Below are 23,639 nucleotides of genomic sequence, written 5' to 3' on the forward strand. Positions count from 1 at the left end.
GTTAGATATCTTAGTTGGCTAAACATAAAAAAGCCGATTTCTAAAAATTTAGAAATCGGCTTTTATTTTATATGCTAATCTTATTAATAAGTTCCATTCTGCATTTTAGCTAATACTTCTTTTATTTCGCTTGCAGTTTCTTCTTCAACAGTATCACTTAAATATTTTACCGCTAAAGTCTGAGTTGCAATAGCTTTATCTTTCTGTCCGTCTTTATAATATAGCTGCGCCAAAGTATCTAAATAATATGGATTGTTTTTAGTTAACACTAAACTGTATTCAGACCACTTTATCGCATCTTTGATAAAGTTAGAATTCTGAAGATTTGTCACCACTGCCCAAGCCGCATTATTGGAAATGTCTGAATGATAATATTTGAATGAATTCCATCCATCATAAGAATAACTTGAACTTGAATCTAATCCAGAGAAAATAGCGTCTAATTTTTCTATTGGACTTGCTCCTGCCAATGTTGTATCAAAATAGGCATTAAACTCTCTTAAATAAGTTGTATTAGAACCATCCTGATCTACAATCTGACTTAAATAATAAAAATAATTTTTGTAGACATCAAAATTACCTTTTCCTGATGCGATAATCTTTTTATAAATAGAATTGATTTTCTCCTTATTGATCTCCCCAGTCAGTCCGTCCTGAGAAGCGTACAGATTTTGCTGTAATGCATTCGTAACTTCAGAAATCGGGTTATTCATTAAAGGCACTTGTCCATACATGTCATTTCTTTTCAAATTGTTGAATGTACCTAGTTCTTTTTCAATTTCGTCAGAATGCTTTAATATATAATCAATTGCTAAGAAATCTGTGTCGTTAAGAATTCTATCTTCGTTAAAGAGCTGTTTTGTAAATCCTTCATTTTTGATTTCTTTCAAAATTGTTTCCACCAAATACATATTTACTGTTTTATCTTTTTGATGAGCCTCAATCAATTTTTTCCAACTTTGTGCCACTTCTTTTTGATCCAATACTGTTTTTGCAAAAACTAATTCTGTAGGATCTGATGAAATGTAATCTGAATCGTAACTGTATGATATTGCAAGTAATGCCGCTTTATTAAAAGCTTGAATCAGATCATCATCTGACGCTTTTTGGTTTTTCAGATTTTTTCCTAAAGAAACAAGAGCATTTGTACGCAATAATTTGGGATAAAAATTTCCATAATAATTAAACGCTTCCTCCTTATTTGACAAATTAGCTTTTGCTGTTGCCAATATATCCCCATTATCGTTTAAAACAATAACAATTGGATCGTTTGTAATTTTATTGCTTTTCAGCCATTTTTTATCATTGGTTCCAGCCAGATAATAGTTATAAATATCATATTGAGCATTATAGGAATCATACATACTATATCCAGCTTGTGTTTCCTGATTTTTTATAAAAGCATCAAAATCTTCTTTTGCCTTTTTATTCTTGTCATCAACCACAACTACCAAAAATTTGTTACTAGCTGTTTTGGTAGATTCTATTGCCTTTTTTAGATTGTCTTCTATTTTTAGTTTAAAATCGTATTTGGTATAAGAAGAAGGAGGATCAAGAGGATAATCTGCTGCTGGTATTGCAGTAGTAGTATCAACTGGCAGACTATTATATATGCTATCGACTACAGCTCCTCCGTAACTCTCTCCATAATAAGAGTCTTTCCCTGGATACGTCCAGTTTGAAATACTTTCAGTTTGTATTGGAACGACTGCTGGAGTCTTAGCTGGCTTTTCATCTTTTTCATTTACAAATACCAAAGGATCTTTCCCGTATGATTCAGAAATTCGTAATTCATTTGTTTTTTTATCAAAAAATCCTCCAAGATTTAAATCATTCAAAACCGCCAGATCATAGTTTATTGTTACCTCCGAAACATCTTTCGGTAAGGCATATTTGCTTACGTCACTTTTACCGTTGTAATCTTCATAAACCAAGTATAGAAAATCAGTTCTTTCTATTTCGAAATCTAAATCAGTAGTTTTCCAATCTGGATCAACTTTTGTTTTAATATCGGCTACTCTTTGATATTGAACTGCTTCAGAACCATTTTGAGTTCCTATAAAAAATGAGTAATAAGAAGGATTCAAAAACTTAATTTTAATCTTTTTTGCTTTTTTATCTTTAACAAAAGAAAGATCAAATCTATTGACTGTTTTTGTGTTTTTTAAGAAGATAAGAGAATCTCCTTCAATTTTGTAATCTCCTGAATAAAAAACCAATTCGTACTTATTATTCTCTAATAAATTTAATTTGATTTTCCCTCCCTTATTTATAGATAAATAAGTTCCTTTTTCTATCCCATTTGTTTGGCCGAAAGAGGTAGAAAATCCAGCAAAAAGGAGTGATAAGCTCCAAAGAAAATTGCGCATAACTACATGTTTTGTTGTTAGTAATATTGCGCAAAGATATCTGATTCATCTTTAAACAAATCATAAAAAATCATAATTTTTGCAGTTAAAATACTACAAATTATATTTCATTGAAAATATAATGTAACGAGGCTGCACGGTGTATTGCGATACTCGCGTCGAAAATTGCGAAAAGCTATCATCGTTAAGATATCTCGTGTTTAACAAGTTGGTTGCAGACACTTTATACTCCCATTTGCTGTTATTTTTTTGATAAATTAAACTGGCGCTTAAAAAATCATATTCGTTATCTACAGTTTTATTTCCGTTGTAATAATGATAGAATTCATACTCTGAAACAAAAGAAAAACTGTCTAAGAAATAATAGTCTAATCTTGCAAATGGTTTATCGGTATAAAAAGTAGAGCCGCTGTACTTGTTAACCAAGAGATTATAGCCAAACTCTATATTAGGCAGTTTTTTATAATTTGTTGAAGCTTTAACAGTATAGCTTTGCACAAAACTCTCTGTAGTTGCTAATTTTTCGTTTTGAATGTTGTTGAATTTTGACCAATTAAGACTTGCACTTGCTGATGCTTTGTAGTTTTTCAAGAAAGAACGTCCATAAGTTCCCATTCCCGAAAAAGTTTCGTCTGCTAAATTGGAATTATAAGGAACCGAAGACTGATTAATTCCGTCAAAATCGGCTTTTGTTTTAATGGCGTCTACCTTTTTCGTGTATGTTGCGTTGGCAAATATATTCTCAAAATTGAACATATTATACTTAAAGTAGCGCAACGAATGCACTTGTGAAGTAGCATTTTCTAAAAAACGGTTTCCGCGGAATAAACTACTGTAATCTGACAAAACATAACCCGCCGCCAGCTGATTGATATCTGTAAAATCATTAGTCAGAGAGAAATTATAAGTCAAAGTTTCTGATTTTTTGATTTGATATAAAGCAAAGAAATCTGGAAGTACTTTTACAAAATTCTGAGAATAATCGTTCCCCAATTGGCCATTTGTCATTTGATACGTATGAAGGCTTACTCCTGGCGTAAACGTAAATTTTCCTGTTAGAATTTTATAATGAAAACCTAAAAAGGCATCATTAAATCTATAATCTACATCATTATTGTTTTCCGTATCATTAAGATCATTTCGATCCCCATTATCTAACATTTGGAAAATATGAGAATTAAAATTCTGATAAGAATAGGTATTTCCAAAAGTAACATTAATATTGCTTTTTGGTGTCACCATATAATAGTAATCCAGTTTTGCATCGATTTTATTGGTTTTTACAAAACGATCCTGATTTAAATCATTACGATTTTGCCCAGAAATATAACCCGATAAATCAAAAGGCTGTGTTCTTAAATTGGCATTATAAAACGGATTTTCATCTTGATATAGATGCTGCATTTCAAAAGCAAAAATATTTTTACTGCTCTGTGTATAATATAAACTTAGATTCTGATTTATAGAAGTTGGATCTTGCTTTTTTTGAGTTAAAATAGTTTCTACCGCAGAAACATCACTAACAATAGATTCACGAAGCAAATCTGTATCTTCATTCTGTTTTGATAATTTGGTTAAGATATCATAATCAAACTGAAATTTATCATTTGGTTTGTAAGTTGAACTTAATTTAAAAAGTCCCAAATTATTCTTTTGATGCGTCATTTCATCACGTTTCTGCTGATCTCCAGAATCCAAAATCGTAGTTTGAGATTTAGTCTCTAAATCTGTTTTTGAAGTTGAAAGAATTCCGAAACCACTTATATTCCAAGCTTTGTTAATGGAATAAGCAAAGTTTGTCGCTCCAAATTTTGTTTCAATTTCCTTTGCCCGATTATTTCTAAGCAGTGAAATTCCTAAATCATTCGAAGAAACATTAAAACTACTTCCTCCCTTTTTCATGACGTTCTTAAATCCACCAGTAAACTTAAAATAATCTTGTGCAGTAAGAGGTAATTCGCCAATATTATTAAAATTGGTGATTAAATTAATGCTGTATTTCGGACTATAATAAAACAATTTAGGATTAATAATGTATCTGCTATCCAATTCTGCAACGCCAATTCCTGCAGTTACATCTCCAAACCAAAAGTTCTTTTTCCCTTCTTTTAGTTTGATGTTCATTGCTACATTTTCCTGATCGTTTTCTAGACCTTTTAGCTGACTTATTTCATTATAGTTTCGTAAAACTTGAACTTTATCAATCGCATCGGCGGGGATATTTTTGACGCCCAATTTGGTGTCTCCGTCAAAAAAGTCTTTTCCTTCCACCATCAATTTACTGACTTTTTTTCCTTCCACTTCAATTTCTCCATCAGCATTTACCTCAACTCCTGGCAGCTTCTTTAAGACATCTTCAAGCTTTTTTTCTGTTCCCGATTTAAAAGAATCAGCATTATAAACAATTGTGTCTCCTTTTATGGAAACGGGCATTTCGCGAACAATTTCAACGCCTTCCAATTCTATTCCAGTACCATCTAAAAAAATATTCTGACTCATATTTTCAGTTTTAGTCGATACTGCAATTTCTTTAGATTTCATTCCCAAATAACTCACTTTTATAGTATAAGCCGTATTTGGTTTTAATGTCAGCTGAAACTTTCCTTTATCATTGGTTATTCCGTAAGAATCCATTGCTTTTGTGCCATTATTAATAGCCATTATATTGGCCATTTCTAACGGATTCTTTTTTTCATCCTGAATTAAACCATCAAAACGGATACTTTGCGAAAAGGAAATAGAAGTAAAAAGCAAGGCAAATACAAAAAGGATCTTATTCATGATAAGAATATTGAAAGTTTGAGTTTTGGATTTTAAAGAATTGGTATTTTACAAACATTACCTTCCCATTGGAGGTGGTGGTCCACCGGCTCTGCCACGATTCATCTCTCTAAATTCTTCCATTTTTTTTATTACCGTTTCATCATATTCTTTCTGAGAAATTACTTTTCCTTTTTTAGAAGGTTTAATTTCTACTTTGTCTTTTGAGTTCAAAACAATTTTTGAACATAAAATTGTCGTAGTTCCATCATTGATTTCCAAGATTAATCCTGGAAGTCCCCAATAGTTTTCTGGTCCTTGATTTATCGGGATTTCTGGTGTATACCAAGCTGTTACGACAATCTCTTTTGGTATTTCAAAATTATCGGCAAAATTGGTTTTCGTACCGTCCGAAGTCTTTTTAACTTCTTCTTTCTTTTCGCCGTTGTTTTTAGGCCTAAAGTTTCTAAAATCGGTTTTACTTGCTTGTTTTACTACTGTCGCCTTATAACAATTGTACCCGCCAATTTGTTTGGTTTCTTGTTCTAATTTCCAGTTTAGCTTTGGCAGCGAATCGACTACAAGAAATTCTTTGCCCATAAATTCTTTATCAACAGTATACGTTTTTGCTTTTACATCTTTATAAAATGTGCCTCCTCCACCTGTAAGCGAGCCAAACATCATGCGAAAACCACCTTGCTGGCCTGGTGTTTCTAGTTTTTCTTCTTCTTTGTAAATTGATGCTGCTTTATCAAAATTTAAAATGAATGTTTTTTCGAGCATTTTTTTCATACGTTCCTCCATGTTTTTCTGCATTTCTGGCGTAATATCTCTATTTCCACGCATTCCTTCAAACTTTGGCGCTTGTGTTTTTGACTCGTAAACGGCCATTCCCTGAAAATCTTTTTGCGCCTGAATTTGAGTAGAAACAAGCATTATAATCATATAAAAAAATATCTTTTTCATTTCATTTTCTTTAAAGTGAGCAAATCCGATAAAACTTACATTCAAATGTATTATTTATTTTAAAATTCGAAAAACTAAATATATTAATGGTATTAACGCATAGACAGAACCGCTTATTTTTTAGACTATTAGATTTTAAAAAGGTTTAAAACTTAAAATTGAATTTCTAAGGAGAGTTTTTTGTAATTTGGTACTCTTGTAAAATAATCGCTAATGTGTAAAACGGTGCAAAAAACTTTATTCTTCCTATTTCTTTTCTGCACTTTTCAGGCGCTTTCAGCTCAGGATTTGATCATAACTCCAACTTTAATTTCACAGTATAAAAATACTTCTGATATATTTTTAGGATATGATTCGTTTGGATATTCTTATCAGATTACGAATAATGTTTTTAGTAAAACGAAAGGCAAAGAAATCTTCGAGTATAAGAATGTTTCTTTGGGAAAAATCACGAAAGTCGATCTTCAAAATCCGTTAAAAATTGTACTTTTTTATGAAGACTTCAATAGTGTTGTTTTATTAGACAATCAACTGAATAAAATGACAGAAATTAATTTTTCTCAAAACGCAACTCCAATTGTAGTGAGCGCCATCGGAATGTCTACGCAAAATCAGTTATGGATTTATAACACTTTAAACCAACAGATTGGTCTATTTGATTATTTAAAAAACGAATACAAAACGATTTCAATTCCGCTGACAGAAGTCATTCAATATTACCAAACCGATTTTAATACTTTTTATTGGATTGATAAGAAAAACAACTGGTATTCTTCTGATATTTTTGGGAAGATCACATCGCTGGGAAAGATAACTGATTTTGATAGAATCACTATTGTCAATTCTTCGCAATATCTTTTCTGTAAAGATAATTTATTGTATTTTAAAGGAATGAATAAATTGAATCCCGAAGTAATTTCTGAAATCAAAGTTTTGGAAAAAACCTTTGACAATTTTTATTACAAAGACCAAATTTTATCTATTTTTACAGCTACAGATATATTAAATTATAAAATCGTAACACCGTAATGCACATAGCAATAGCAGGAAACATAGGCGCAGGAAAGACTACTCTGACCAAATTATTGGCAAAACATTTCAAATGGGAACCTCATTATGAAGATGTAGTCGACAATCCGTATCTAGATGATTTTTACCATCAGATGGAACGTTGGTCATTTAATCTTCAGATTTATTTCCTTAATAGCCGTTTTCGTCAAGTGCAGCAAATTCGCGAAAGCGGAAAAAAGATCATTCAGGACAGAACGATTTACGAAGATGCACATATTTTTGCTCCCAACTTATACGCAATGGGATTAATGACAAGTCGTGATTTTGAAAATTACACATCTTTGTTCGAATTGATGGAATCTTTGGTTAAAGCTCCCGATTTGTTGATTTATTTGAGAAGTTCAATTCCTAATCTTGTTGGTCAAATCCACAAACGCGGACGCGAGTATGAAAATTCTATTTCTATTGATTATTTGAGTCGTTTGAACGAAAGATACGAAGCTTGGATTCAGACTTACACAAAAGGAAAGTTACTAATTATCGATGTTGACAATATTAATTTTGTTGATAATCCTGAAGATTTAGGAGACATCATTAATAGAATTGATGCAGAATTGAACGGATTGTTCTAAAAACGAATTGTTACAGAATATAAAAGCCTCTAAAAATATTTTTAGAGGCTTTTTCTATTTTAAGAAACTTGTCAAAGTTGTTATTTCGCAGCTTCAACTTTTGCCAGAACTTCTTCTTCAGTTCCTTCAAAAACTTCGGTTGTTGTTTTTCCATCTACTGTTTTAGTAACAGTTCCAGTAGTTTTACCGTTTATATTTTTTACTTCAACACGAACCGATTGTTTCTCATATTTGCTAGTATCAAAACAATCCGTCTTTTGATATTTTCCATTTACATCAAAATGAGCCAGACATTTAGCTGTTTCTTCCTCAGAACAACCTTTTTCTTTACACATTTTAATACATTCTTCTTTTGTCATTCCAGACATATCGCCACATTTAGACATTCCTGCATGCATTTCTGTTTTAGCACAGCAAGAAGCTTTTCCTGCAATGTCTGATGGTGCGTGACCTTCGCCTAAAATTGGAGCAATTACCAATCCAATCAAGCAAGTTAATTTAATTAAAATATTCATTGATGGTCCAGAAGTATCTTTAAACGGATCTCCAACTGTATCTCCAGTAACTGCGGCTTTGTGCGCATCAGAACCTTTATAAGTCATTTCGCCATTGATCATAACTCCTGCTTCGAAAGACTTTTTAGCGTTATCCCAAGCTCCTCCAGCATTGTTTTGAAAAACTGCCCAAAGAACTCCAGAAACAGTAACTCCTGCCATATATCCTCCTAACATTTCAGCAATTAACTGATTGTTGTCTGAGTAAACTAGTTTTCCTAAAAGAACAATTAAAATTGGGAAACCAATCGTTAAAACTCCTGGAAGCATCATTTCGCGCAAAGCTGCTTTTGTAGAAATTTCAACACATTTTCCGTATTCTGGTTTTCCTGTTCCTTCCATAATTCCAGCAATTTCTTTAAACTGGCGACGCACTTCGTACACCATATCCATTGCCGCCTTTCCAACAGAATTCATTGCTAAAGCTGAGAAGACCACAGGAATCATTCCACCAACAAATAACATCGCTAAAACTGGAGCTTTAAAAATATTGATTCCGTCGATTCCTGTAAAAGTTACATATGCTGCAAACAAAGCCAATGAAGTTAAAGCCGCAGAAGCAATTGCAAATCCTTTTCCTGTTGCTGCAGTTGTGTTTCCAACTGAATCTAAAATATCTGTTCTAGTACGAACTTCTTTTGGTAATTCGCTCATTTCGGCGATTCCACCAGCGTTATCAGAAATTGGTCCGAAAGCATCGATCGCCAATTGCATTGCTGTTGTAGCCATCATTGCAGAAGCTGCTAAAGCTACTCCGTAGAATCCTGCTAAAGCGTACGAAATCCAAATTGCCACCGCGAACAATAATACGGTTGGGAAAGTGGAAATCATTCCAGTTGCCAAACCTGCAATTACGTTTGTTCCCGCTCCTGTAGATGATTTTTGAACAATTGCCATAACTGGTTTTGTTCCTAATCCTGTATAATATTCTGTTACTGATGAAATAGCACCACCTACAACTAATCCGACCAATGTAGCATAGAAAACACGCATTGATGAAATCGCTTTAGAACCTTCTCCAAAGAAAGTCATTTGCATTGTTTCAGGAAGCATGTGCTGTACTAAGAAAAAACAAGCCACAGCTGTTAAAACAATAGAAACCCAGTTCCCTATATTTAATGCTTTCTGTACTTGCGCTTCTTTAGCATTGTCATCTGATATTTTTACTAAAGTTGTTCCGATAATTGAAAATAAAATTCCGAAACCGGCAATTGCCATTGGAAGTAAAATTGGTCCAATTCCGCCAAAAGCGTCATTGATACTTCCTCCCATATCTTTTATTACATAGTTTCCAAGAACCATTGCCGCCAACACAGTTGCTACATAAGAACCAAATAAATCGGCACCCATACCTGCAACGTCTCCTACGTTATCTCCTACGTTATCTGCAATTGTAGCAGGATTACGCGGATCATCTTCTGGAATTCCAGCTTCAACTTTACCAACTAAATCAGCTCCAACATCGGCTGCTTTTGTGTAGATTCCACCTCCAACTCTGGCAAACAAAGCAATTGATTCTGCACCAAGCGAAAATCCAGCTAATGTCTCTAAAACAACTGTCATTGTATCGGTATCTTTCCAAACTCCACCAGAGAATAAATGAAAGAAAATTATAAAAAATGATGTCAAACCTAAAACGGCTAATCCAGCAACGCCTAATCCCATTACAGTTCCACCGCCAAAAGAAACTTTTAGAGCTTGCGGTAAACTTGTACGGGCTGCCTGAGTAGTTCTGACGTTTGTTTTAGTCGCTATTTTCATTCCCATATTTCCCGCTAAAGCAGAGAAAAATGCACCAAAAATAAATGCTATTACGATTAATAAATGTGTTTTTACTCCAGGAATAAAAGTAATTCCTGCCAAAGCTAGACTGGCAATAATTACGAAGATGGTTAATAGTTTGTATTCGGCTTTTAGAAAGGCTAAGGCTCCTTCGTAGATGTAATCTGAAATCTCTTTCATCTTACCGTCTCCAGCATCTTGTTTTAAAACCCAAGTCCTTTTTATTCCCATGAAAAGTAATCCTAAAACTGCCATTATAATTGGCAGATAAATCATAAATGCATTCATAATATATTAATGGTTTTGGTTAATAGTCAACAATCTAACTAAAACGAATTTAAACAAAAAAGCAATACTCCTGACGGTAGTATTGCTTTTTTTATAATAGAATAAGGTTAAAATTATTTAATGCTAAATAATCCCTCTGGTTTATTTTCAATGTCATCAAAACGTTTTGTACACTCAGCGATAATATCGTAAGCCTCTTTTACGTCTCCCCATCCTTCTACATCTACTTTTTTGTTTTCAAGATCTTTGTAAACTTGGAAAAAGTGCTCGATTTCTTTTACTAAGTGAGGATTAATATCTGAAAGATCATTTAATGAATTCCAGATTGGATCTGAAACTGGTACGCAAATAATTTTCTCGTCTGGTCCTTTATCATCTGCCATGTGGAATACACCAATTGGCTTCACTTCCATAACACATCCAGGGAAAGTTGGTTCGTTTACCAAAACTAATACGTCAAGAGGATCACCGTCTAAAGCTAAAGTTTCTGGAATAAATCCGTAATCAGCTGGGTACATCATTGAAGAGAATAACATTCTGTCAAAACGCATTCTTTTAATTTCAAAATCGTACTCGTATTTATTTCTGCTTCCTCGTGGTATTTCGATTAACACATCGAAAGTCGTTAATTTGTCTGCGGTCATTTTCGTTTTTTATTGTTTCTATAATTTCGGTTGCAAAAATAACTAAAGAATCTAGTTTTACAATAAAAAACAAGGTTAAATTATGTGCATTAAAGTTTAAAAAACAAGCATTTAATAGGTAATTGTTCGATTTCTTTTCTTCAAGTAATAATGCCATAGCAAATAGGTCGCATAAGAACGATACGGACTCCACTGTTCTGCGTGAATTTCCATTTCTTGTTTGTCATGAATATCCAGCAATTCTTTGATCGTATTTATTACTGCTATATCGCCAAGCGGAATTAAATCGGGTTCTTCCAAACAAAACATCAGATAAATATCAATTGTCCAATTGCCGATTCCTTTTAGTTTAATGAGCTCTTCACGAACTTGTTTTGCTGGTTTTAAAGCTAAACTTTCAATATCTAATTCTTTGTTTAAAACCGCTTCCGCTAAAATCTTAATGTATTTAGTTTTCTGGCGACTTACCCCCAAATTTCTAAATTCCTCATCAGTCAAAACAGCCATATTTTCGGGATTGCAAGTTTTGTAAGCTTTGATTTTTAAAAATGTGGCTTTCGCCGAGTCTATAGAAACCTGCTGCTCTAGAATTAATAAAACCAAAGTTTCAAATCCAGGCGGGCGTCTCGGAATTGGAGGCAATCCGTATTTTTCAATAATTTCTAGAAATATTGGATTTTTATTGATTAAAAAATCGATGGCTTCTTGCATGGTTTTGAATTTCGAAAGTAAATCAAAAATAAGAAAAATGAAATTAGTTCTCGCAAAGACGCCAAGTTGCTAAGTTTTTTTTCACGCAAATTTTATACAACAAAAAAAATCGCAAAGATTTTTAAAACCTTTGCGACTCTGTAACTTTAAACCTTTGCCTCTAAAATACAATTAAAAATAAAACCCGAAAGATCCTTTAATTGCAAATTTGTGCGCGTCTGGCATATCTAGATAATTTCCTCTCCAAGAAAAATCGAGACGGAATACTTTAAAAATATTTCCAATTCCTGCATTATATTCCCAGTATACTTTTTCAGGAGCGTTATACGGTAATCCAGAAGCATTAATAGCACGATTGGCATCAGAAATAGTTCCGTGAACGGCTCTAATTCCGATAAACTCTCTCCAATTCAGTTTTCTCATGAATGGAATTCTGGCAAACAATCTTCCGCCAAAATCATGATTCCACTGCAAGGTTGTATATTGATCTGTAACGAATTCATAGAAATTCAAGTTACTGAATGTATTTTCAATTGTAAAGTAAGTCTGGTTACCCGGAATTACGCTCATCAAACCTAACGGAATTGTTCCAAAAGTTTTTCCTGTTTCAATTGTAATATTTGTTCTCCCTAAAGGCCCGATAATAATTGGCTGTCTATAGAAAACTTGAATTTTTTCGTACGCAAAATCACTATCAAAAACTCCTTTTAATCCGTAACTGAAATTAACGAAGAAATGGCTATACGGACTATCAACTAAATCTCTTTCTACGCCATAACCGATCGTTTTTCTGTTTGGCATAAACTCAAACTGAATATTAGCCTCAGATTGCTTTACCATACTTTCGACAACTCCTGCTGGATTTGCTGCAGTTGGTAAAGTTGTATAATAATCTAAACTAAAGGTCTTCGATGCCGATTCTAATGTTCGATATGAAAGTCCTGCCGAGACAATAAAATTCTTTTTAGGCTCCATTTCTACAGAAACATTACTCAAATTAATATTGGTCAGTTTCCCGTTGCTTCCAGTCGTAAACAAGGCCGAAGAGGCAAAACTTCGTCCTAGAACGTCATTCGTAGTCGTTAAACTGGCACCAATCTGTTCAATATCTCGTCTGTTTCCTCCAGAGATGATAACTCGGTTTTTCTTGTCAACCATCCATTTTCCAGAAACCCCGTATTTGAATTTATTATCATCAAATCCGTAAGCTGTATAGGCCTGAATACGCCATGGATCATTCGGTCCAAAATAGGTTCTTCCTCCTACTCTCAATCTCAAACCTTCGACTTCGTTATATCCAAAAGTTGAAAATATAGGTCCGTAATCGAAATTTTTAAATTCAATGTAGCCACTTCCTAATATCGAGACCAGATTATACAGCTGCTTAAATCGCTTAACAGTTTGTAGTGTATCGAGCATTTTATAAATACCCTGTTCATCCTTATTTAGCTTTTCAAAACGATTTTCTTCCCAAAACTCAGGCGGTCGTTCATAAACGGCATTATCTATAAAATTAACTTCTTCTTTATAAAATTTCTCTGGCTTCTGAATATTGAATTTATGATTACGGTATAAAGTTGTTCTTTTACCATAAACTCCTTTTGATTTTTCTTTTTTATTTAAAGCAAAATCAGACATCATGTAATCACGTGTCAAAAGGAAAACGGAGTCGTTTTCTACTTCAAATTCCTGTTCAATATAAATGTCTTTTACCCAGTTAATATTGGCGCTTTTTGTCACACCCATATTAATTTTCTTGATCGCAAAAGTGGTATCATTTACCCAAAAATCTCCCTTAAAAGTCAATTCGTTTTTACGTCTAGGATAAAAAACAATATTATAACACCATTTCTTATCGATATAAGCACTGTCTTTTAAAACATAATTGTAAACATCGATTCCTGTTCTTGAAAGCGGACTCGTAAAACTCTTATCAAAGAATTTCAGATGATTGTCGTAAATATTATAGTCCGAATAAAGGTCTTTAACAAAAGATAAAATCTGCTGATTTCCATTGAATCCAGACATTTTATTTCCGGTAAGATTTTCCTTTACCTTTTTTAATTTATTATCTCCGTAAACATCATAGACCGATTCGTTGATAAAAATTGGCAAATAGGTTTTTCCGGTAACATCTGAAGTATCAACGTGATTAAAGATAAACTCCATTCCTTTAAAAAGCTTATTCTTCATGAAGGCACTATCAATAGTGTTCATGTCAAATTCCACTTTTTCATACTTCTGCATTTGATACTGATTAAATAGGTATAATCCGTTTTTACGTTTTCTTTCCCATATTTTTCTCAAAATATCCAATGCCGGATTATTTTTTTTGGAAGTTTTACCCGTATAAATCACAACTTCGTTAAGCACTTGCTCTTCAAACAAAACAATTTTAAAATTATAATTAACTGCTTTGTCTAAAGGAACTTCTTTATCTGAAAATCCTGCTGAAGTAACCAAAAGTGTCGTATAGGTATTTGGCGATTCTAGATAAAAACGCCCATCCTCATTGGAAACGATTCCGATATTAGAACCCTTAAAAACTACATTTGCAAATGGTATTGGCTGATTCGATTTGTCCAAAACAACTCCACTCACTTTAGTTTGTGCAGTAACAACATTCGCAAATGCAAATACAATATATAAGAGAAGTAGAGTTAATTTGTTCATTATAAAGTAAAAAAAAACTTCACCAATCCATGTTGTCTGATGAAGTTTTATGAGTATTATGTATTTGTATTATTTGTACAATACTTTTTTAACTGCTTTTACTACATCACCTGCATTTGGCAACCAGTCTTTAAGCAATACTGGAGAATACGGTGCTGGAGTATCTGCTGTTGTAATACGTTGAATTGGCGCATCAAGGAAGTCGAATGCTTGTTCTTGAACGATATAAGAGATTTCAGAAGAAAGGCTGGCAACTGGCCAAGCTTCCTCAAGAATTACTAAGCGGTTTGTTTTTTTAACCGATTTTAAGATCGCATCTTTGTCCATTGGACGAACTGTTCTTAAATCGATAATCTCACAAGAGATTCCTTCTTTTGCTAATTCATCAGCAGCGATAAAAGCTTCTTTGATAATTTTTCCGAATGAAACAATCGTTACATCTGTTCCTTCACGTTTAACATCAGCAACACCTAGAGGAATTGTATATTCTCCATCTGGCACTTCACCTTTGTCTCCGTACATCTGCTCAGATTCCATGAAAATAACTGGATCGTTATCACGGATAGCAGATTTTAAAAGTCCTTTTGCATCATAAGGAGTTGAAGGAACAACAACTTTAAGACCTGGAGTATTAGCAAACCAGTTTTCTAAAGCTTGTGAGTGAGTAGCTCCTAATTGACCAGCAGAAGCTGTTGGTCCGCGGAAAACGATAGGCACATTAAACTGTCCTCCTGTCATTTGACGCATTTTAGCAGCGTTATTTATAATTTGATCAATACCAACTAAACAGAAGTTGAATGTCATATATTCTACAATAGGGCGGTTTCCATTCATTGCAGAACCTACTGCAATTCCTGAAAATCCAAGCTCAGCAATTGGAGTATCGATTACTCTTTTTTCACCAAACTCAGCAAGCATTCCTTTAGAGGCTTTGTAAGCTCCATTGTATTCTGCAACCTCTTCTCCCATTAAATATATGGATTCATCGCGACGCATTTCTTCGCTCATCGCTTCACAAATGGCCTCTCTAAATTGTATTGTTCTCATATTTTATATTGTATGTTGAATTTTCTGAAGAGCAAAAATAAATATTTTAAATAACTTAAAAGCATAAATTGAATTTAAAATCGCATGAACTTCTATCTGTTCTCAGGTTTTAACTTTTTAAACTTTATTGTGATATTAACGAAATCGATATAATAACGTGCAATTCACACTTAAATCTCTCTCAAAATATTTTTTAGACAAACTTTTATGCATTTGTTTAATTCTTGTTTCTTCAAATTCACTCATCATAACGTAAAAAACCAAAAATTAGTGTTTCTACGACAAAAATTAAATCGTTTGCCTACCGTCAGTTATTGCAAAATTCCTAACAATCAAGCAAAATGAATATTGTTTTATTTTTAGATTCCGATGAAATTCAGTTAAAACTGCACAATTAGCGAAATCGTAATAGTTTTAAAAAATATTATGCATGCATAGTATAATTATTCCAAATTAAATTCTAAATTTGTAAAAGCATATTATAAATTCAAAATATATACTTATGAAAATACTAGTTTGCATCAGCCATGTGCCTGATACTACTTCAAAAATTAACTTTACCAACGGTGATTCAGAATTTGACACTAATGGAGTACAATATGTAATTAACCCTAACGACGAATTTGGCCTTACACGCGCTATCTGGTTTCAAGAGCAACAAGGTGCAAATGTAACGGTTGTAAACGTTGGAGGTCCTGATACTGAACCAACTTTGCGTAAAGCATTAGCAATTGGTGCAAACGAAGCAATTCGTGTAAATGCAAATCCAACTGATGGTTTTTTTGTTGCTAAACAATTAGCAGAAGTTATTAAAAATGGAGGTTATGATCTTGTAATTGCTGGAAAAGAATCTTTAGATTATAACGGAGGAATGGTCCCTGGAATGATCGCAGGAATTTTAGGTTCTAACTTCTTAAACTCTTGTACAGCTTTAACAGTTGACGGAAACAATGTAAAAGCAGTTCGTGAAATTGACGGTGGAAAAGAAACTGTAAGCACTACTCTTCCATTAATTATTGGAGGTCAAAAAGGTCTTGTTGAGGAAAAAGATTTACGTATTCCGAACATGAGAGGAATTATGACTGCAAGAACAAAAGCTTTAACTATCCTTGAGCCAGTTGATGCAGCTGTAAACACAAAAGCGGTGAAATTTGAAAAACCAGCTCCAAAATCAGCAGTAAAATTAATTTCTGCAGATAATTTAGATGAGTTAATCAATTTATTACACAACGAAGCGAAAGTAATCTAGTAATCAGTTTTTAGTGTTCAGTTTTCAAACTTGAAACTTGAAACCTGAAACTTTAAACCTCAAAACAAAAACATCATGTCAATATTAATATATGCAGAATCTGCAGAAGGAAAATTTAAAAAAGTAGCTTTTGAATTAGCTTCTTATGCTAAAAAAGTAGCTGAATCATTAGGAACAACTGTTACAGCTTTAACTGTAAACATCAGCGATGTGAGCGAATTAGGCAAATACGGAGTTGATAAAGTTTTAAAAGTAAGCAATGATAAATTAGCTGGTTTTAATGCAAAAGCTTACGCTGATGTTATCAAACAAGCTGCTGAGAAAGAAGGAACAAAAGTAGTATTGCTTTCTTCTACAACTGATAGTATTTACCTTTCTCCACTAGTTGCGGTAGCTTTAAATGCTGGTTTCGCTTCAAATGTGGTTGGATTGCCGGTTAGTACTTCTCCATTTCAAGTAAAAAGAAATGCTTTCTCAAACAAAGCTTTCAACATTACAGAAATCAGTACAGATGTAAAAGTTCTTGGTTTAGCTAAAAACTCTTACGGTCTTTTTGAAAGCGCAGGAGCGGCTGCAGCAGAAGATTTCAATCCAACAATTGGAGACAATGATTTTGGTGTAAAAGTAGAATCTGTAGAAAAAGTTTCTGGAAAAGTTTCTATCGCTGACGCGGATATCGTAGTTTCTGGCGGACGCGGACTAAAAGGTCCAGAAAACTGGGGATTAGTAGAAGATCTTGCCGCTGTTCTTGGCGCTGCAACTGCTTGCTCTAAACCGGTTTCAGATTTAGGATGGAGACCTCACAGCGAGCACGTTGGACAAACAGGAAAACCAGTTGCAACAAACTTATATATTGCCATCGGTATTTCTGGAGCTATTCAGCACATTGCAGGTATTAACTCTTCTAAAGTAAAAGTAGTAATCAACAACGATCCTGAAGCTCCTTTCTTTAAAGTGGCTGATTATGGTGTAGTTGGAGATGCTTTTGAAATTGTACCACAATTAACAGAGAAATTAAAAGCTTTTAAAGCTCAGCACTCTTAACACAAAGAATTCTCTTTAAAAATATTGCTGCCTAAAAACAAGATGTTGTATCTTTGTTTATAGGCAGCTTTTTTGTTCCATATTTTTTGATTAAAATTGCAGCTTTATTTTTTAAACCAAAACAGTATTAAAATAAGGCGCTAAGTGCCTTTTTTACAAACATATATGAGTCTAGTAAAATTATCCATAAAAGGAATTTCATACAGTCAAACTCAAAATGGCGCTTATGCCTTAATTTTGAATGAAGTGGATGGCGAAAGAAAATTACCTATTGTTATTGGTGCTTTTGAAGCCCAGTCAATCGCTATTGCTTTAGAGAAAGAAATAAAACCGCCACGTCCATTAACACATGATTTATTCAAGAATTTTGCTGAAAGATTTGACATTGTGGTAAAACAAGTCATTATCCACAAATTAGTTGATGGTGTTTTTTATTCTAGCCTGATCTGCGAAAGAGATAAAATCGAAGAGATTATAGATGCTAGAACCTCTGATGCTATTGCCTTAGCATTGCGCTTTAATGCTCCTATTTTTACTTACAAAAACATTTTAGACAAAGCAGGAATTTATCTAAAATCGAATACTGCCGAAACAGATTCTGGTGCTCAAGAAATTGATGATGTTCTTTCTAATCCTGAAACTTTTGGACACGAAGAAGAAAGCAACCAATCTGGAGACGTTTACGCAAAACATAGTTTACAAGAACTAAACGAGCTTTTAGATCAAGCCGTTTCTCAAGAAGATTACGAAAAAGCAGCAAAAATTAGAGACGAAATCTCTAGAAGATAAATTTTAATGTTTAATCGTTAAACCGTTTATTCGTTAAATCGATTAAACAAATTTACAATTAAACAGATCCACGATTAAACGATTAAACAAAGATGAAGCAATACTTAGATTTAGTAAAACACGTTTTAGAAAACGGCAATCAAAAAGGAGACCGAACCGGAACTGGAACAAAAAGTGTTTTTGGTTACCAAATGCGTTTTGATTTAAGTGAGGGCTTCCCAATGGTTACAACAAAAAAACTTCATTTGAAATCGATCATTTACGAATTGCTTTGGTTTTTAAAAGGCGATACAAACGTAAAATACCTTCAAGAAAATGGAGTCAAAATTTGGGACGAATGGGCAGATTCTAATGGTGATTTAGGACCTGTTTACGGCCACCAATGGCGTAATTGGAATAGTGAAGAAATAGATCAGATTTCTGAATTAATTAAAGAATTAAAAACAAATCCGAATAGCCGAAGAATGTTGGTTTCTGCATGGAATCCATCGGTTTTGCCAGATACTAAAAAGTCTTTTGAAGAAAATGTGGCTAACAACAAAGCAGCTTTGCCTCCTTGTCATGCTTTTTTCCAATTTTATGTAGCAAGTCCAGATCCTGAAAAAGGAGAAACAAAAGGAAAATTATCTTGCCAATTGTATCAGCGAAGTGCCGATATCTTTTTAGGAGTTCCTTTTAACATTGCTTCTTATGCATTGCTAACTATGATGATTGCACAAGTATGCGATTTAGAGCCAGGCGAATTTATTCACACTTTTGGCGATGCACATATTTATAATAATCATTTTGAACAATTGGAACTGCAATTAACGCGTGAACCAAAACCATTACCAAAAATGATTTTAAATCCGGAGATTAAAAACATTTTTGATTTTGATTTTAATGATTTCACACTTGTAGATTACGATCCGCATCCTGCCATTAAAGGAAGTGTTGCAGTATAAAAAACAAAAATCCGCTTTAATAGCGGATTTTTTTATACAACTAAAACACTGTTTTCACTTCCAGCGTAATCATTCCATTTATAAGAATCGGCTTCTGGATCATTTACATAATTTCCGTCAATCAGATACTTAAATTCATAAATAGCATCTTTAACCAAGTCATAAGTTGCTTTAAAAGTTCCATTTTTCAATTTACTCAGAGTTCCTTCTTCAGCATTCCAATTATTGAAATCTCCAACAACAGCTGCCGAATTTGCATCTTTAGCATCTATTGAAAACGTCACTTTACATACGGGTTTCGTTTTCACAAATTGTTTCTTTAAAGACATAACTATTTCGTTTTTAGATTTATACATCTAAAATTAATTAAATTCAATGAAACACTAACTACCTTCAGAAGCGATTTATGATAATACCAAAAACAGCTTAATATTTTCGCTTTATCTGCAATTTAAAGTGGTTAAAATTTTGTTTTTCAAATTCTTATATCTGCAAAAGGCAAATATTCCATATTCAAAATATTGACTTTCGAAAATAAATTTTAACTTTATAATCTCATTTTTATCTTATGGAAAAAGAAGTGCACGAACAATACGAATACGCTAGACGACGATTAAGACAAAAAAAAATCCTATATTTTCATTTTGTTCTTTTCCTTCTAGGAAGTTTATTTTTATTTATTGCTAACAAGTTTTTTGGTTTTGGCGACGGCACAACCCAAAACTGGTGTATTTGGGGAATTACAATCTGGCTTTTCCTTTTTATTCTGCATTTTATAAAAGTGTATATAACAGACCGTTTTATGAATAAAAAATGGGAAAGAGAGCAAATTGACCGATTAGTTGCTTTACAGCAAAAAAGAATTAGCCAGCTTGAATCTTCTATTAATGAAGAGAATGAAAATAAAATTTAGTTAAGCATACCATGATTATAATGATAGCGGCTGCAGCCGAAAATAATGCGCTTGGAAAAAACAACGAATTAGTATGGCATCTTCCAAATGATTTTAAAAGATTTAAATCGCTTACAACTGGTCATCATATTATTATGGGAAGGAAAACTTTTGAAAGCTTTCCAAAACCGTTGCCAGATCGTGTCCATATTGTAATTTCTCGCCAAGAAAATTATAAACCAGAAGGATGCATTGTGGTAGATAGCATTGAAAAAGCAATTGCCTTATGCCCAGAAAACGATGACAGTTATGTTATTGGCGGTGGCGAAATTTATAATCTTGCCCTTCCATTTACTGATATTATAGAACTAACCAAAGTTCATCATTCTTTTGAAGCAGATGCTTTCTTTCCTAAAATCAATAAAAGCGAGTGGATTTTGGTAGAATCTGAAGAAAATTATAAAGATGAAAAACATCTTTATGACTATACTTATGAAACTTACATTAGAAAATAAATAAAAAACATCCTCTTTTTAGGGAGGATGTTTTTAAATAATTGATTTTTGAAGCCTAACTCGCTCAAGAAGAATTTTGTTTAAAAAATAACAAATGTCGAGAAACATTTGTAAAACTGAATAACATTTAATGTTATTTGAGACCTAAATCTCAAACGCCTTTAATAACAAATACCACTAAGATATTAAAGGCAGAAAATTAAAATTTCCAAAAACAAATTTAATCCTAAGAACGTATTTTGCACTTAATATTAGTATTTCCCCCCAAGAACAATACTTTACAAGACTCTTTCATGAACAAATGAATTGCCAGCGCAAAAAAAGCAATCATCTGTTTAAGTCATAGCGACATTATCAATCATTAAAACTTTAATCATTTTTACTTAAACAAAGTTGCTCATTATAGCGCTATTAGACAATACCAAGATTTAGGGATTTTACCAAAATACCTAGATTTAGGGATAGCAAAATCTGCTTTAAAATAAATCTGATTAAACATTTATTTTACAAATTAAAAAACTCAATTACAGTTAAACTAGATTGTTTATATTTGCCTAAATAAAAAAAATGTCTGAAAAAATAACTCCGTATAAAGACTCTTCTTTAGGTAAAAAAGAGCAAGTAACCCAAATGTTCGATACCATTTCTGGGAATTACGATAATTTGAATCGCGTAATCTCTTTTGGAATTGACATTAAATGGCGTAAAAAAGTATTAAAATTAGTATCAGACAAAAAACCAAAAGTTATTCTTGATATTGCAACAGGAACCGGTGATTTAGCCATTTTACTTTCACAAACTAATGCCGAAAAAATTATTGGTCTTGATATTTCTGCCGGAATGCTGGAAGTAGGGAAAAAGAAAGTAGAAGAAAAAAAACTTTCGAATGTTATCGAACTCGTTTTAGGAGATTCTGAAAACATGCCTTTTGAAGACAATTATTTTGATGCTATTACAGTTGGTTTTGGTGTAAGAAATTTTGAAAACCTAGAAAAAGGTTTTGGAGAAATCTTAAGGGTTTTAAAACCAAACGGAATTTTTGTTATTTTAGAAACTTCTGTTCCAGATAAATTTCCTTATAAACAAGGATACAATTTTTACAGCAAAAATATACTTCCGTTAATCGGAAAATTATTCTCTAAAGATAATGATGCGTATGGCTATTTATCTGAATCGGCCGCCGCTTTTCCTTATGGAGAAGCCTTAAACAATATTTTAAGAAAAACTGGGTTTATAGATGTTGTGGCAATGCCTCAAACTTTTGGTGTCGCAACAATTTATTCTGCATCTAAAAAATAGTATGAAAAAAATTGTAATCTTATTTTTATTGGTCTTAACGACAAAAGGACATTCGCAATTTGCTAAAAATATGTTTAGCAAAGATCCTATCATTAATCTTGAAAACTGGCAGAAACAGCGTATTTACTTTGGCTATTATTTAGGCTTTAATAGTTTTGACTTTAAATTTGATTACAAAACTCCTCCGGGAGAAAACTATATTCAGGTTAAAAAAACTACTGGGTTTAATGTGGGCGTTGTGGCCGATTTAAGACTTCAGGAATATATCAATCTTCGTTTTGAACCAGGTTTGTACTATACTAAACGTGATCTTTTTTTTCCTGGTATTGGAAACACCGAAAGTGATTATTTAAGAGAAGTAAATAGTACATACATTCACTTCCCGTTATTATTGAAGTTTTCTGCAAAACGTACAGGAAACATACGCCCATACTTAGTGGGCGGTATGTCTACAACTTTAAATTTATCAAGTAACGCAAAATCTCAAGACGATAACTTTGAGCAGAAATTTAGAGTAAAGCAATGGACTGCTGCCTACGAATTAGGTTTAGGAATTGATATTTTTACCGAATACTTTATTTTCTCACCTTCTGTTAGAGGAATGTTCGGTATCACCGATGAGCTTATTAGAGATAATACTCCAGACAGTCCATGGACAGGAAACATTGATTCAATGAAATCTAGAGCGATTTTAATAAATTTCACTTTTCATTAAAACAAAATATCAACTATTTCGTTTAAATTCACTAAGAATAATTGCGGTTGCAGTAGCTACATTTAAACTTTCGGTTTTTTGAAGCTCTCCAAATCTAGGAATTGTGAGACGGTTGGTTATGATTTTTTCAATTTCTTCTGAAATACCATTAGCTTCATTACCCATAATAATGATGCCACTCTGAGGTAATTTGGATTGATAAATATTTTCTCCGTCCATAAAAGTTCCAAAAACTGGCAGTTTAGTTTGAGCAAGAAAAAGTTTTAAATCAACATAGCTTACATTTACTCTGGTAATAGACCCCATTGTAGCTTGTACCACTTTCGGATTATAAATATCTACTGTTTCTTTAGAACAGACAATCTGCTTAATACCAAACCAATCACAAAGACGTAAAATAGTCCCTAGATTTCCAGGGTCTCTAATATCGTCTAAGGCTAAAATTAAACCCGAATCGACTATTTTCTTTTCGGCTGGAATTTTAAAAACTGCCAGACAAGAATTTGGAGTCGACAAAGCACTTATTTTTTTCAGTTCTTGATCATTAATAAGAGTACGTTTTGAAGCGTGAACTGTTTCAAAATCATTCAATGTGGTGTATAAATGTTCTAATTCAAAATTGGATTGCAGCAATTCTTGAATTACTTTTACTCCTTCAGCAAAGAATAATTGATTGGCAAAACGCTGCTTTTTTTGATGTAAGCCTGAGATAAGCTTTATTTGGTTTTTACTAACCATAAAATAATGTACTTTTG

Annotated in this window: 20 protein-coding genes; 10 read left to right on the plus strand and 10 right to left on the minus strand. The window is 33.0% G+C overall.

Annotated elements, in window-relative coordinates:
- Positions 1 to 83 precede the first annotated feature (83 nt).
- The 3 genes from AC5ZCW_RS17135 to AC5ZCW_RS17145 form a co-directional block, all read right to left on the minus strand.
- A complete protein-coding gene (locus tag AC5ZCW_RS17135; protein ID WP_496120952.1) occupies positions 84 to 2,369 on the minus strand; it encodes a hypothetical protein in 2,286 nt (761 codons plus the stop codon).
- 93 nt (positions 2,370 to 2,462) lie between these two features.
- The gene (locus AC5ZCW_RS17140) at positions 2,463 to 5,150 is read right to left on the minus strand and encodes a carboxypeptidase-like regulatory domain-containing protein (protein WP_343544380.1); all 2,688 of its coding nucleotides are present in this window, start codon (positions 5,148 to 5,150) and stop codon (positions 2,463 to 2,465) included.
- A gap of 57 nt (positions 5,151 to 5,207) precedes the next feature.
- Complete coding sequence (locus tag AC5ZCW_RS17145; protein WP_343544381.1) at positions 5,208 to 6,095, minus strand: GLPGLI family protein; 888 nt, start codon at positions 6,093 to 6,095, stop codon at positions 5,208 to 5,210.
- Between the two features lie 213 nt (positions 6,096 to 6,308).
- Between AC5ZCW_RS17145 and AC5ZCW_RS17150 the strand changes: the two genes are divergently transcribed.
- Positions 6,309 to 7,124, plus strand: a complete 816-nt coding sequence (locus tag AC5ZCW_RS17150; protein ID WP_496120953.1) for a hypothetical protein — start codon at positions 6,309 to 6,311, stop codon at positions 7,122 to 7,124.
- Positions 7,124 to 7,738, plus strand: coding sequence for a deoxynucleoside kinase (locus AC5ZCW_RS17155; RefSeq protein ID WP_129746158.1), 615 nt, complete (start codon positions 7,124 to 7,126; stop codon positions 7,736 to 7,738). Before AC5ZCW_RS17150 ends, AC5ZCW_RS17155 begins: the two co-directional genes overlap by 1 nt.
- 80 nt (positions 7,739 to 7,818) lie before the next feature.
- On the opposite strand, the gene AC5ZCW_RS17160 is transcribed toward AC5ZCW_RS17155, so the two are convergent.
- The 5 genes from AC5ZCW_RS17160 to AC5ZCW_RS17180 form a co-directional block, all read right to left on the minus strand.
- The gene (locus AC5ZCW_RS17160; RefSeq protein ID WP_343544383.1) at positions 7,819 to 10,362 is read right to left on the minus strand and encodes a sodium-translocating pyrophosphatase; all 2,544 of its coding nucleotides are present in this window, start codon (positions 10,360 to 10,362) and stop codon (positions 7,819 to 7,821) included.
- Between the two features lie 113 nt (positions 10,363 to 10,475).
- Complete coding sequence (locus tag AC5ZCW_RS17165; RefSeq protein WP_281634707.1) at positions 10,476 to 11,006, minus strand: inorganic diphosphatase; 531 nt, start codon at positions 11,004 to 11,006, stop codon at positions 10,476 to 10,478.
- 111 nt (positions 11,007 to 11,117) lie between these two features.
- On the minus strand, positions 11,118 to 11,717 hold the full coding sequence (locus AC5ZCW_RS17170; protein WP_496120954.1) for a DNA-3-methyladenine glycosylase family protein: 600 nt from the start codon (positions 11,715 to 11,717) through the stop codon (positions 11,118 to 11,120).
- A gap of 171 nt (positions 11,718 to 11,888) precedes the next feature.
- Complete coding sequence (locus AC5ZCW_RS17175; protein ID WP_496120955.1) at positions 11,889 to 14,390, minus strand: DUF5686 and carboxypeptidase-like regulatory domain-containing protein; 2,502 nt, start codon at positions 14,388 to 14,390, stop codon at positions 11,889 to 11,891.
- A 69-nt stretch (positions 14,391 to 14,459) separates the two neighbouring features.
- The gene (locus AC5ZCW_RS17180) at positions 14,460 to 15,437 is read right to left on the minus strand and encodes a pyruvate dehydrogenase complex E1 component subunit beta (RefSeq protein WP_008466560.1); all 978 of its coding nucleotides are present in this window, start codon (positions 15,435 to 15,437) and stop codon (positions 14,460 to 14,462) included.
- Between the two features lie 502 nt (positions 15,438 to 15,939).
- On the opposite strand from AC5ZCW_RS17180, the gene AC5ZCW_RS17185 reads away from it, so the two are divergent.
- The 4 genes from AC5ZCW_RS17185 to AC5ZCW_RS17200 all read left to right on the plus strand — a co-directional run bounded on the left by AC5ZCW_RS17185 (position 15,940) and on the right by AC5ZCW_RS17200 (position 19,463).
- Entirely contained in the window at positions 15,940 to 16,686 is a 747-nt protein-coding gene (locus AC5ZCW_RS17185; RefSeq protein WP_496120956.1) for an electron transfer flavoprotein subunit beta/FixA family protein, read from the plus strand.
- A gap of 75 nt (positions 16,687 to 16,761) precedes the next feature.
- Positions 16,762 to 17,730, plus strand: a complete 969-nt coding sequence (locus AC5ZCW_RS17190; RefSeq protein WP_496120957.1) for an electron transfer flavoprotein subunit alpha/FixB family protein — start codon at positions 16,762 to 16,764, stop codon at positions 17,728 to 17,730.
- 165 nt (positions 17,731 to 17,895) lie between these two features.
- Complete coding sequence (locus tag AC5ZCW_RS17195; protein WP_008466556.1) at positions 17,896 to 18,519, plus strand: bifunctional nuclease family protein; 624 nt, start codon at positions 17,896 to 17,898, stop codon at positions 18,517 to 18,519.
- Positions 18,520 to 18,611: 92 nt separating this feature from the next.
- Positions 18,612 to 19,463: a thymidylate synthase gene (locus AC5ZCW_RS17200; protein ID WP_343587849.1), complete on the plus strand. Its 852-nt coding sequence runs from the start codon at positions 18,612 to 18,614 to the stop codon at positions 19,461 to 19,463.
- A gap of 32 nt (positions 19,464 to 19,495) precedes the next feature.
- On the opposite strand, the gene AC5ZCW_RS17205 is transcribed toward AC5ZCW_RS17200, so the two are convergent.
- Entirely contained in the window at positions 19,496 to 19,792 is a 297-nt protein-coding gene (locus AC5ZCW_RS17205) for an isoamylase early set domain-containing protein (protein WP_198854650.1), read from the minus strand.
- 239 nt (positions 19,793 to 20,031) lie between these two features.
- Here AC5ZCW_RS17205 and AC5ZCW_RS17210 point away from each other — a divergent pair, with 239 nt between their 5' ends.
- The 4 genes from AC5ZCW_RS17210 (at position 20,032) to porT (ending at position 22,884) form a co-directional block, all read left to right on the plus strand.
- Positions 20,032 to 20,376, plus strand: a complete 345-nt coding sequence (locus AC5ZCW_RS17210; protein WP_496120958.1) for a 2TM domain-containing protein — start codon at positions 20,032 to 20,034, stop codon at positions 20,374 to 20,376.
- A gap of 11 nt (positions 20,377 to 20,387) precedes the next feature.
- Positions 20,388 to 20,870 carry a dihydrofolate reductase gene (locus tag AC5ZCW_RS17215; protein WP_496120959.1) on the plus strand — a complete coding sequence of 161 codons (483 nt, stop codon included), beginning with the start codon at positions 20,388 to 20,390 and terminating at the stop codon, positions 20,868 to 20,870.
- A 567-nt stretch (positions 20,871 to 21,437) separates the two neighbouring features.
- A complete protein-coding gene (gene ubiE / locus AC5ZCW_RS17220; RefSeq protein WP_281634699.1) occupies positions 21,438 to 22,169 on the plus strand; it encodes a bifunctional demethylmenaquinone methyltransferase/2-methoxy-6-polyprenyl-1,4-benzoquinol methylase UbiE in 732 nt (243 codons plus the stop codon).
- A gap of 1 nt (position 22,170) precedes the next feature.
- Positions 22,171 to 22,884 carry a type IX secretion/gliding motility protein PorT/SprT gene (porT, locus tag AC5ZCW_RS17225; protein WP_281634698.1) on the plus strand — a complete coding sequence of 238 codons (714 nt, stop codon included), beginning with the start codon at positions 22,171 to 22,173 and terminating at the stop codon, positions 22,882 to 22,884.
- Positions 22,885 to 22,893: 9 nt separating this feature from the next.
- Here the strand turns inward: porT and AC5ZCW_RS17230 are convergent, their stop codons facing one another.
- Complete coding sequence (locus AC5ZCW_RS17230) at positions 22,894 to 23,622, minus strand: RNA methyltransferase (RefSeq protein ID WP_281634697.1); 729 nt, start codon at positions 23,620 to 23,622, stop codon at positions 22,894 to 22,896.
- Positions 23,623 to 23,639 lie beyond the last annotated feature (17 nt).

It is taken from the genome of Flavobacterium sp. PLA-DH12, from assembly GCF_059511845.1.

Excerpts from the sequence above, each read along its gene's own strand:
- AC5ZCW_RS17175 (WP_496120955.1), bottom strand. The coding sequence starts at position 14,390 with ATGAACAAATTAACTCTACTTCTCTTATATATTGTATTTGCATTTGCG.
- AC5ZCW_RS17135 (WP_496120952.1), bottom strand. The coding sequence starts at position 2,369 with ATGCGCAATTTTCTTTGGAGCTTATCACTCCTTTTTGCTGGATTTTCT.
- AC5ZCW_RS17200 (WP_343587849.1), top strand. The coding sequence starts at position 18,612 with ATGAAGCAATACTTAGATTTAGTAAAACACGTTTTAGAAAACGGCAAT.
- AC5ZCW_RS17230 (WP_281634697.1), bottom strand. The coding sequence starts at position 23,622 with ATGGTTAGTAAAAACCAAATAAAGCTTATCTCAGGCTTACATCAAAAA.
- AC5ZCW_RS17210 (WP_496120958.1), top strand. The coding sequence starts at position 20,032 with ATGGAAAAAGAAGTGCACGAACAATACGAATACGCTAGACGACGATTA.
- porT (WP_281634698.1), top strand. The coding sequence starts at position 22,171 with ATGAAAAAAATTGTAATCTTATTTTTATTGGTCTTAACGACAAAAGGA.
- AC5ZCW_RS17160 (WP_343544383.1), bottom strand. The coding sequence starts at position 10,362 with ATGAATGCATTTATGATTTATCTGCCAATTATAATGGCAGTTTTAGGA.
- AC5ZCW_RS17205 (WP_198854650.1), bottom strand. The coding sequence starts at position 19,792 with ATGTCTTTAAAGAAACAATTTGTGAAAACGAAACCCGTATGTAAAGTG.
- AC5ZCW_RS17140 (WP_343544380.1), bottom strand. The coding sequence starts at position 5,150 with ATGAATAAGATCCTTTTTGTATTTGCCTTGCTTTTTACTTCTATTTCC.
- AC5ZCW_RS17150 (WP_496120953.1), top strand. The coding sequence starts at position 6,309 with ATGTGTAAAACGGTGCAAAAAACTTTATTCTTCCTATTTCTTTTCTGC.
- AC5ZCW_RS17170 (WP_496120954.1), bottom strand. The coding sequence starts at position 11,717 with ATGCAAGAAGCCATCGATTTTTTAATCAATAAAAATCCAATATTTCTA.
- AC5ZCW_RS17185 (WP_496120956.1), top strand. The coding sequence starts at position 15,940 with ATGAAAATACTAGTTTGCATCAGCCATGTGCCTGATACTACTTCAAAA.
- AC5ZCW_RS17145 (WP_343544381.1), bottom strand. The coding sequence starts at position 6,095 with ATGAAAAAGATATTTTTTTATATGATTATAATGCTTGTTTCTACTCAA.
- AC5ZCW_RS17215 (WP_496120959.1), top strand. The coding sequence starts at position 20,388 with ATGATTATAATGATAGCGGCTGCAGCCGAAAATAATGCGCTTGGAAAA.
- AC5ZCW_RS17195 (WP_008466556.1), top strand. The coding sequence starts at position 17,896 with ATGAGTCTAGTAAAATTATCCATAAAAGGAATTTCATACAGTCAAACT.
- AC5ZCW_RS17165 (WP_281634707.1), bottom strand. The coding sequence starts at position 11,006 with ATGACCGCAGACAAATTAACGACTTTCGATGTGTTAATCGAAATACCA.
- AC5ZCW_RS17180 (WP_008466560.1), bottom strand. The coding sequence starts at position 15,437 with ATGAGAACAATACAATTTAGAGAGGCCATTTGTGAAGCGATGAGCGAA.
- AC5ZCW_RS17155 (WP_129746158.1), top strand. The coding sequence starts at position 7,124 with ATGCACATAGCAATAGCAGGAAACATAGGCGCAGGAAAGACTACTCTG.
- AC5ZCW_RS17190 (WP_496120957.1), top strand. The coding sequence starts at position 16,762 with ATGTCAATATTAATATATGCAGAATCTGCAGAAGGAAAATTTAAAAAA.
- ubiE (WP_281634699.1), top strand. The coding sequence starts at position 21,438 with ATGTCTGAAAAAATAACTCCGTATAAAGACTCTTCTTTAGGTAAAAAA.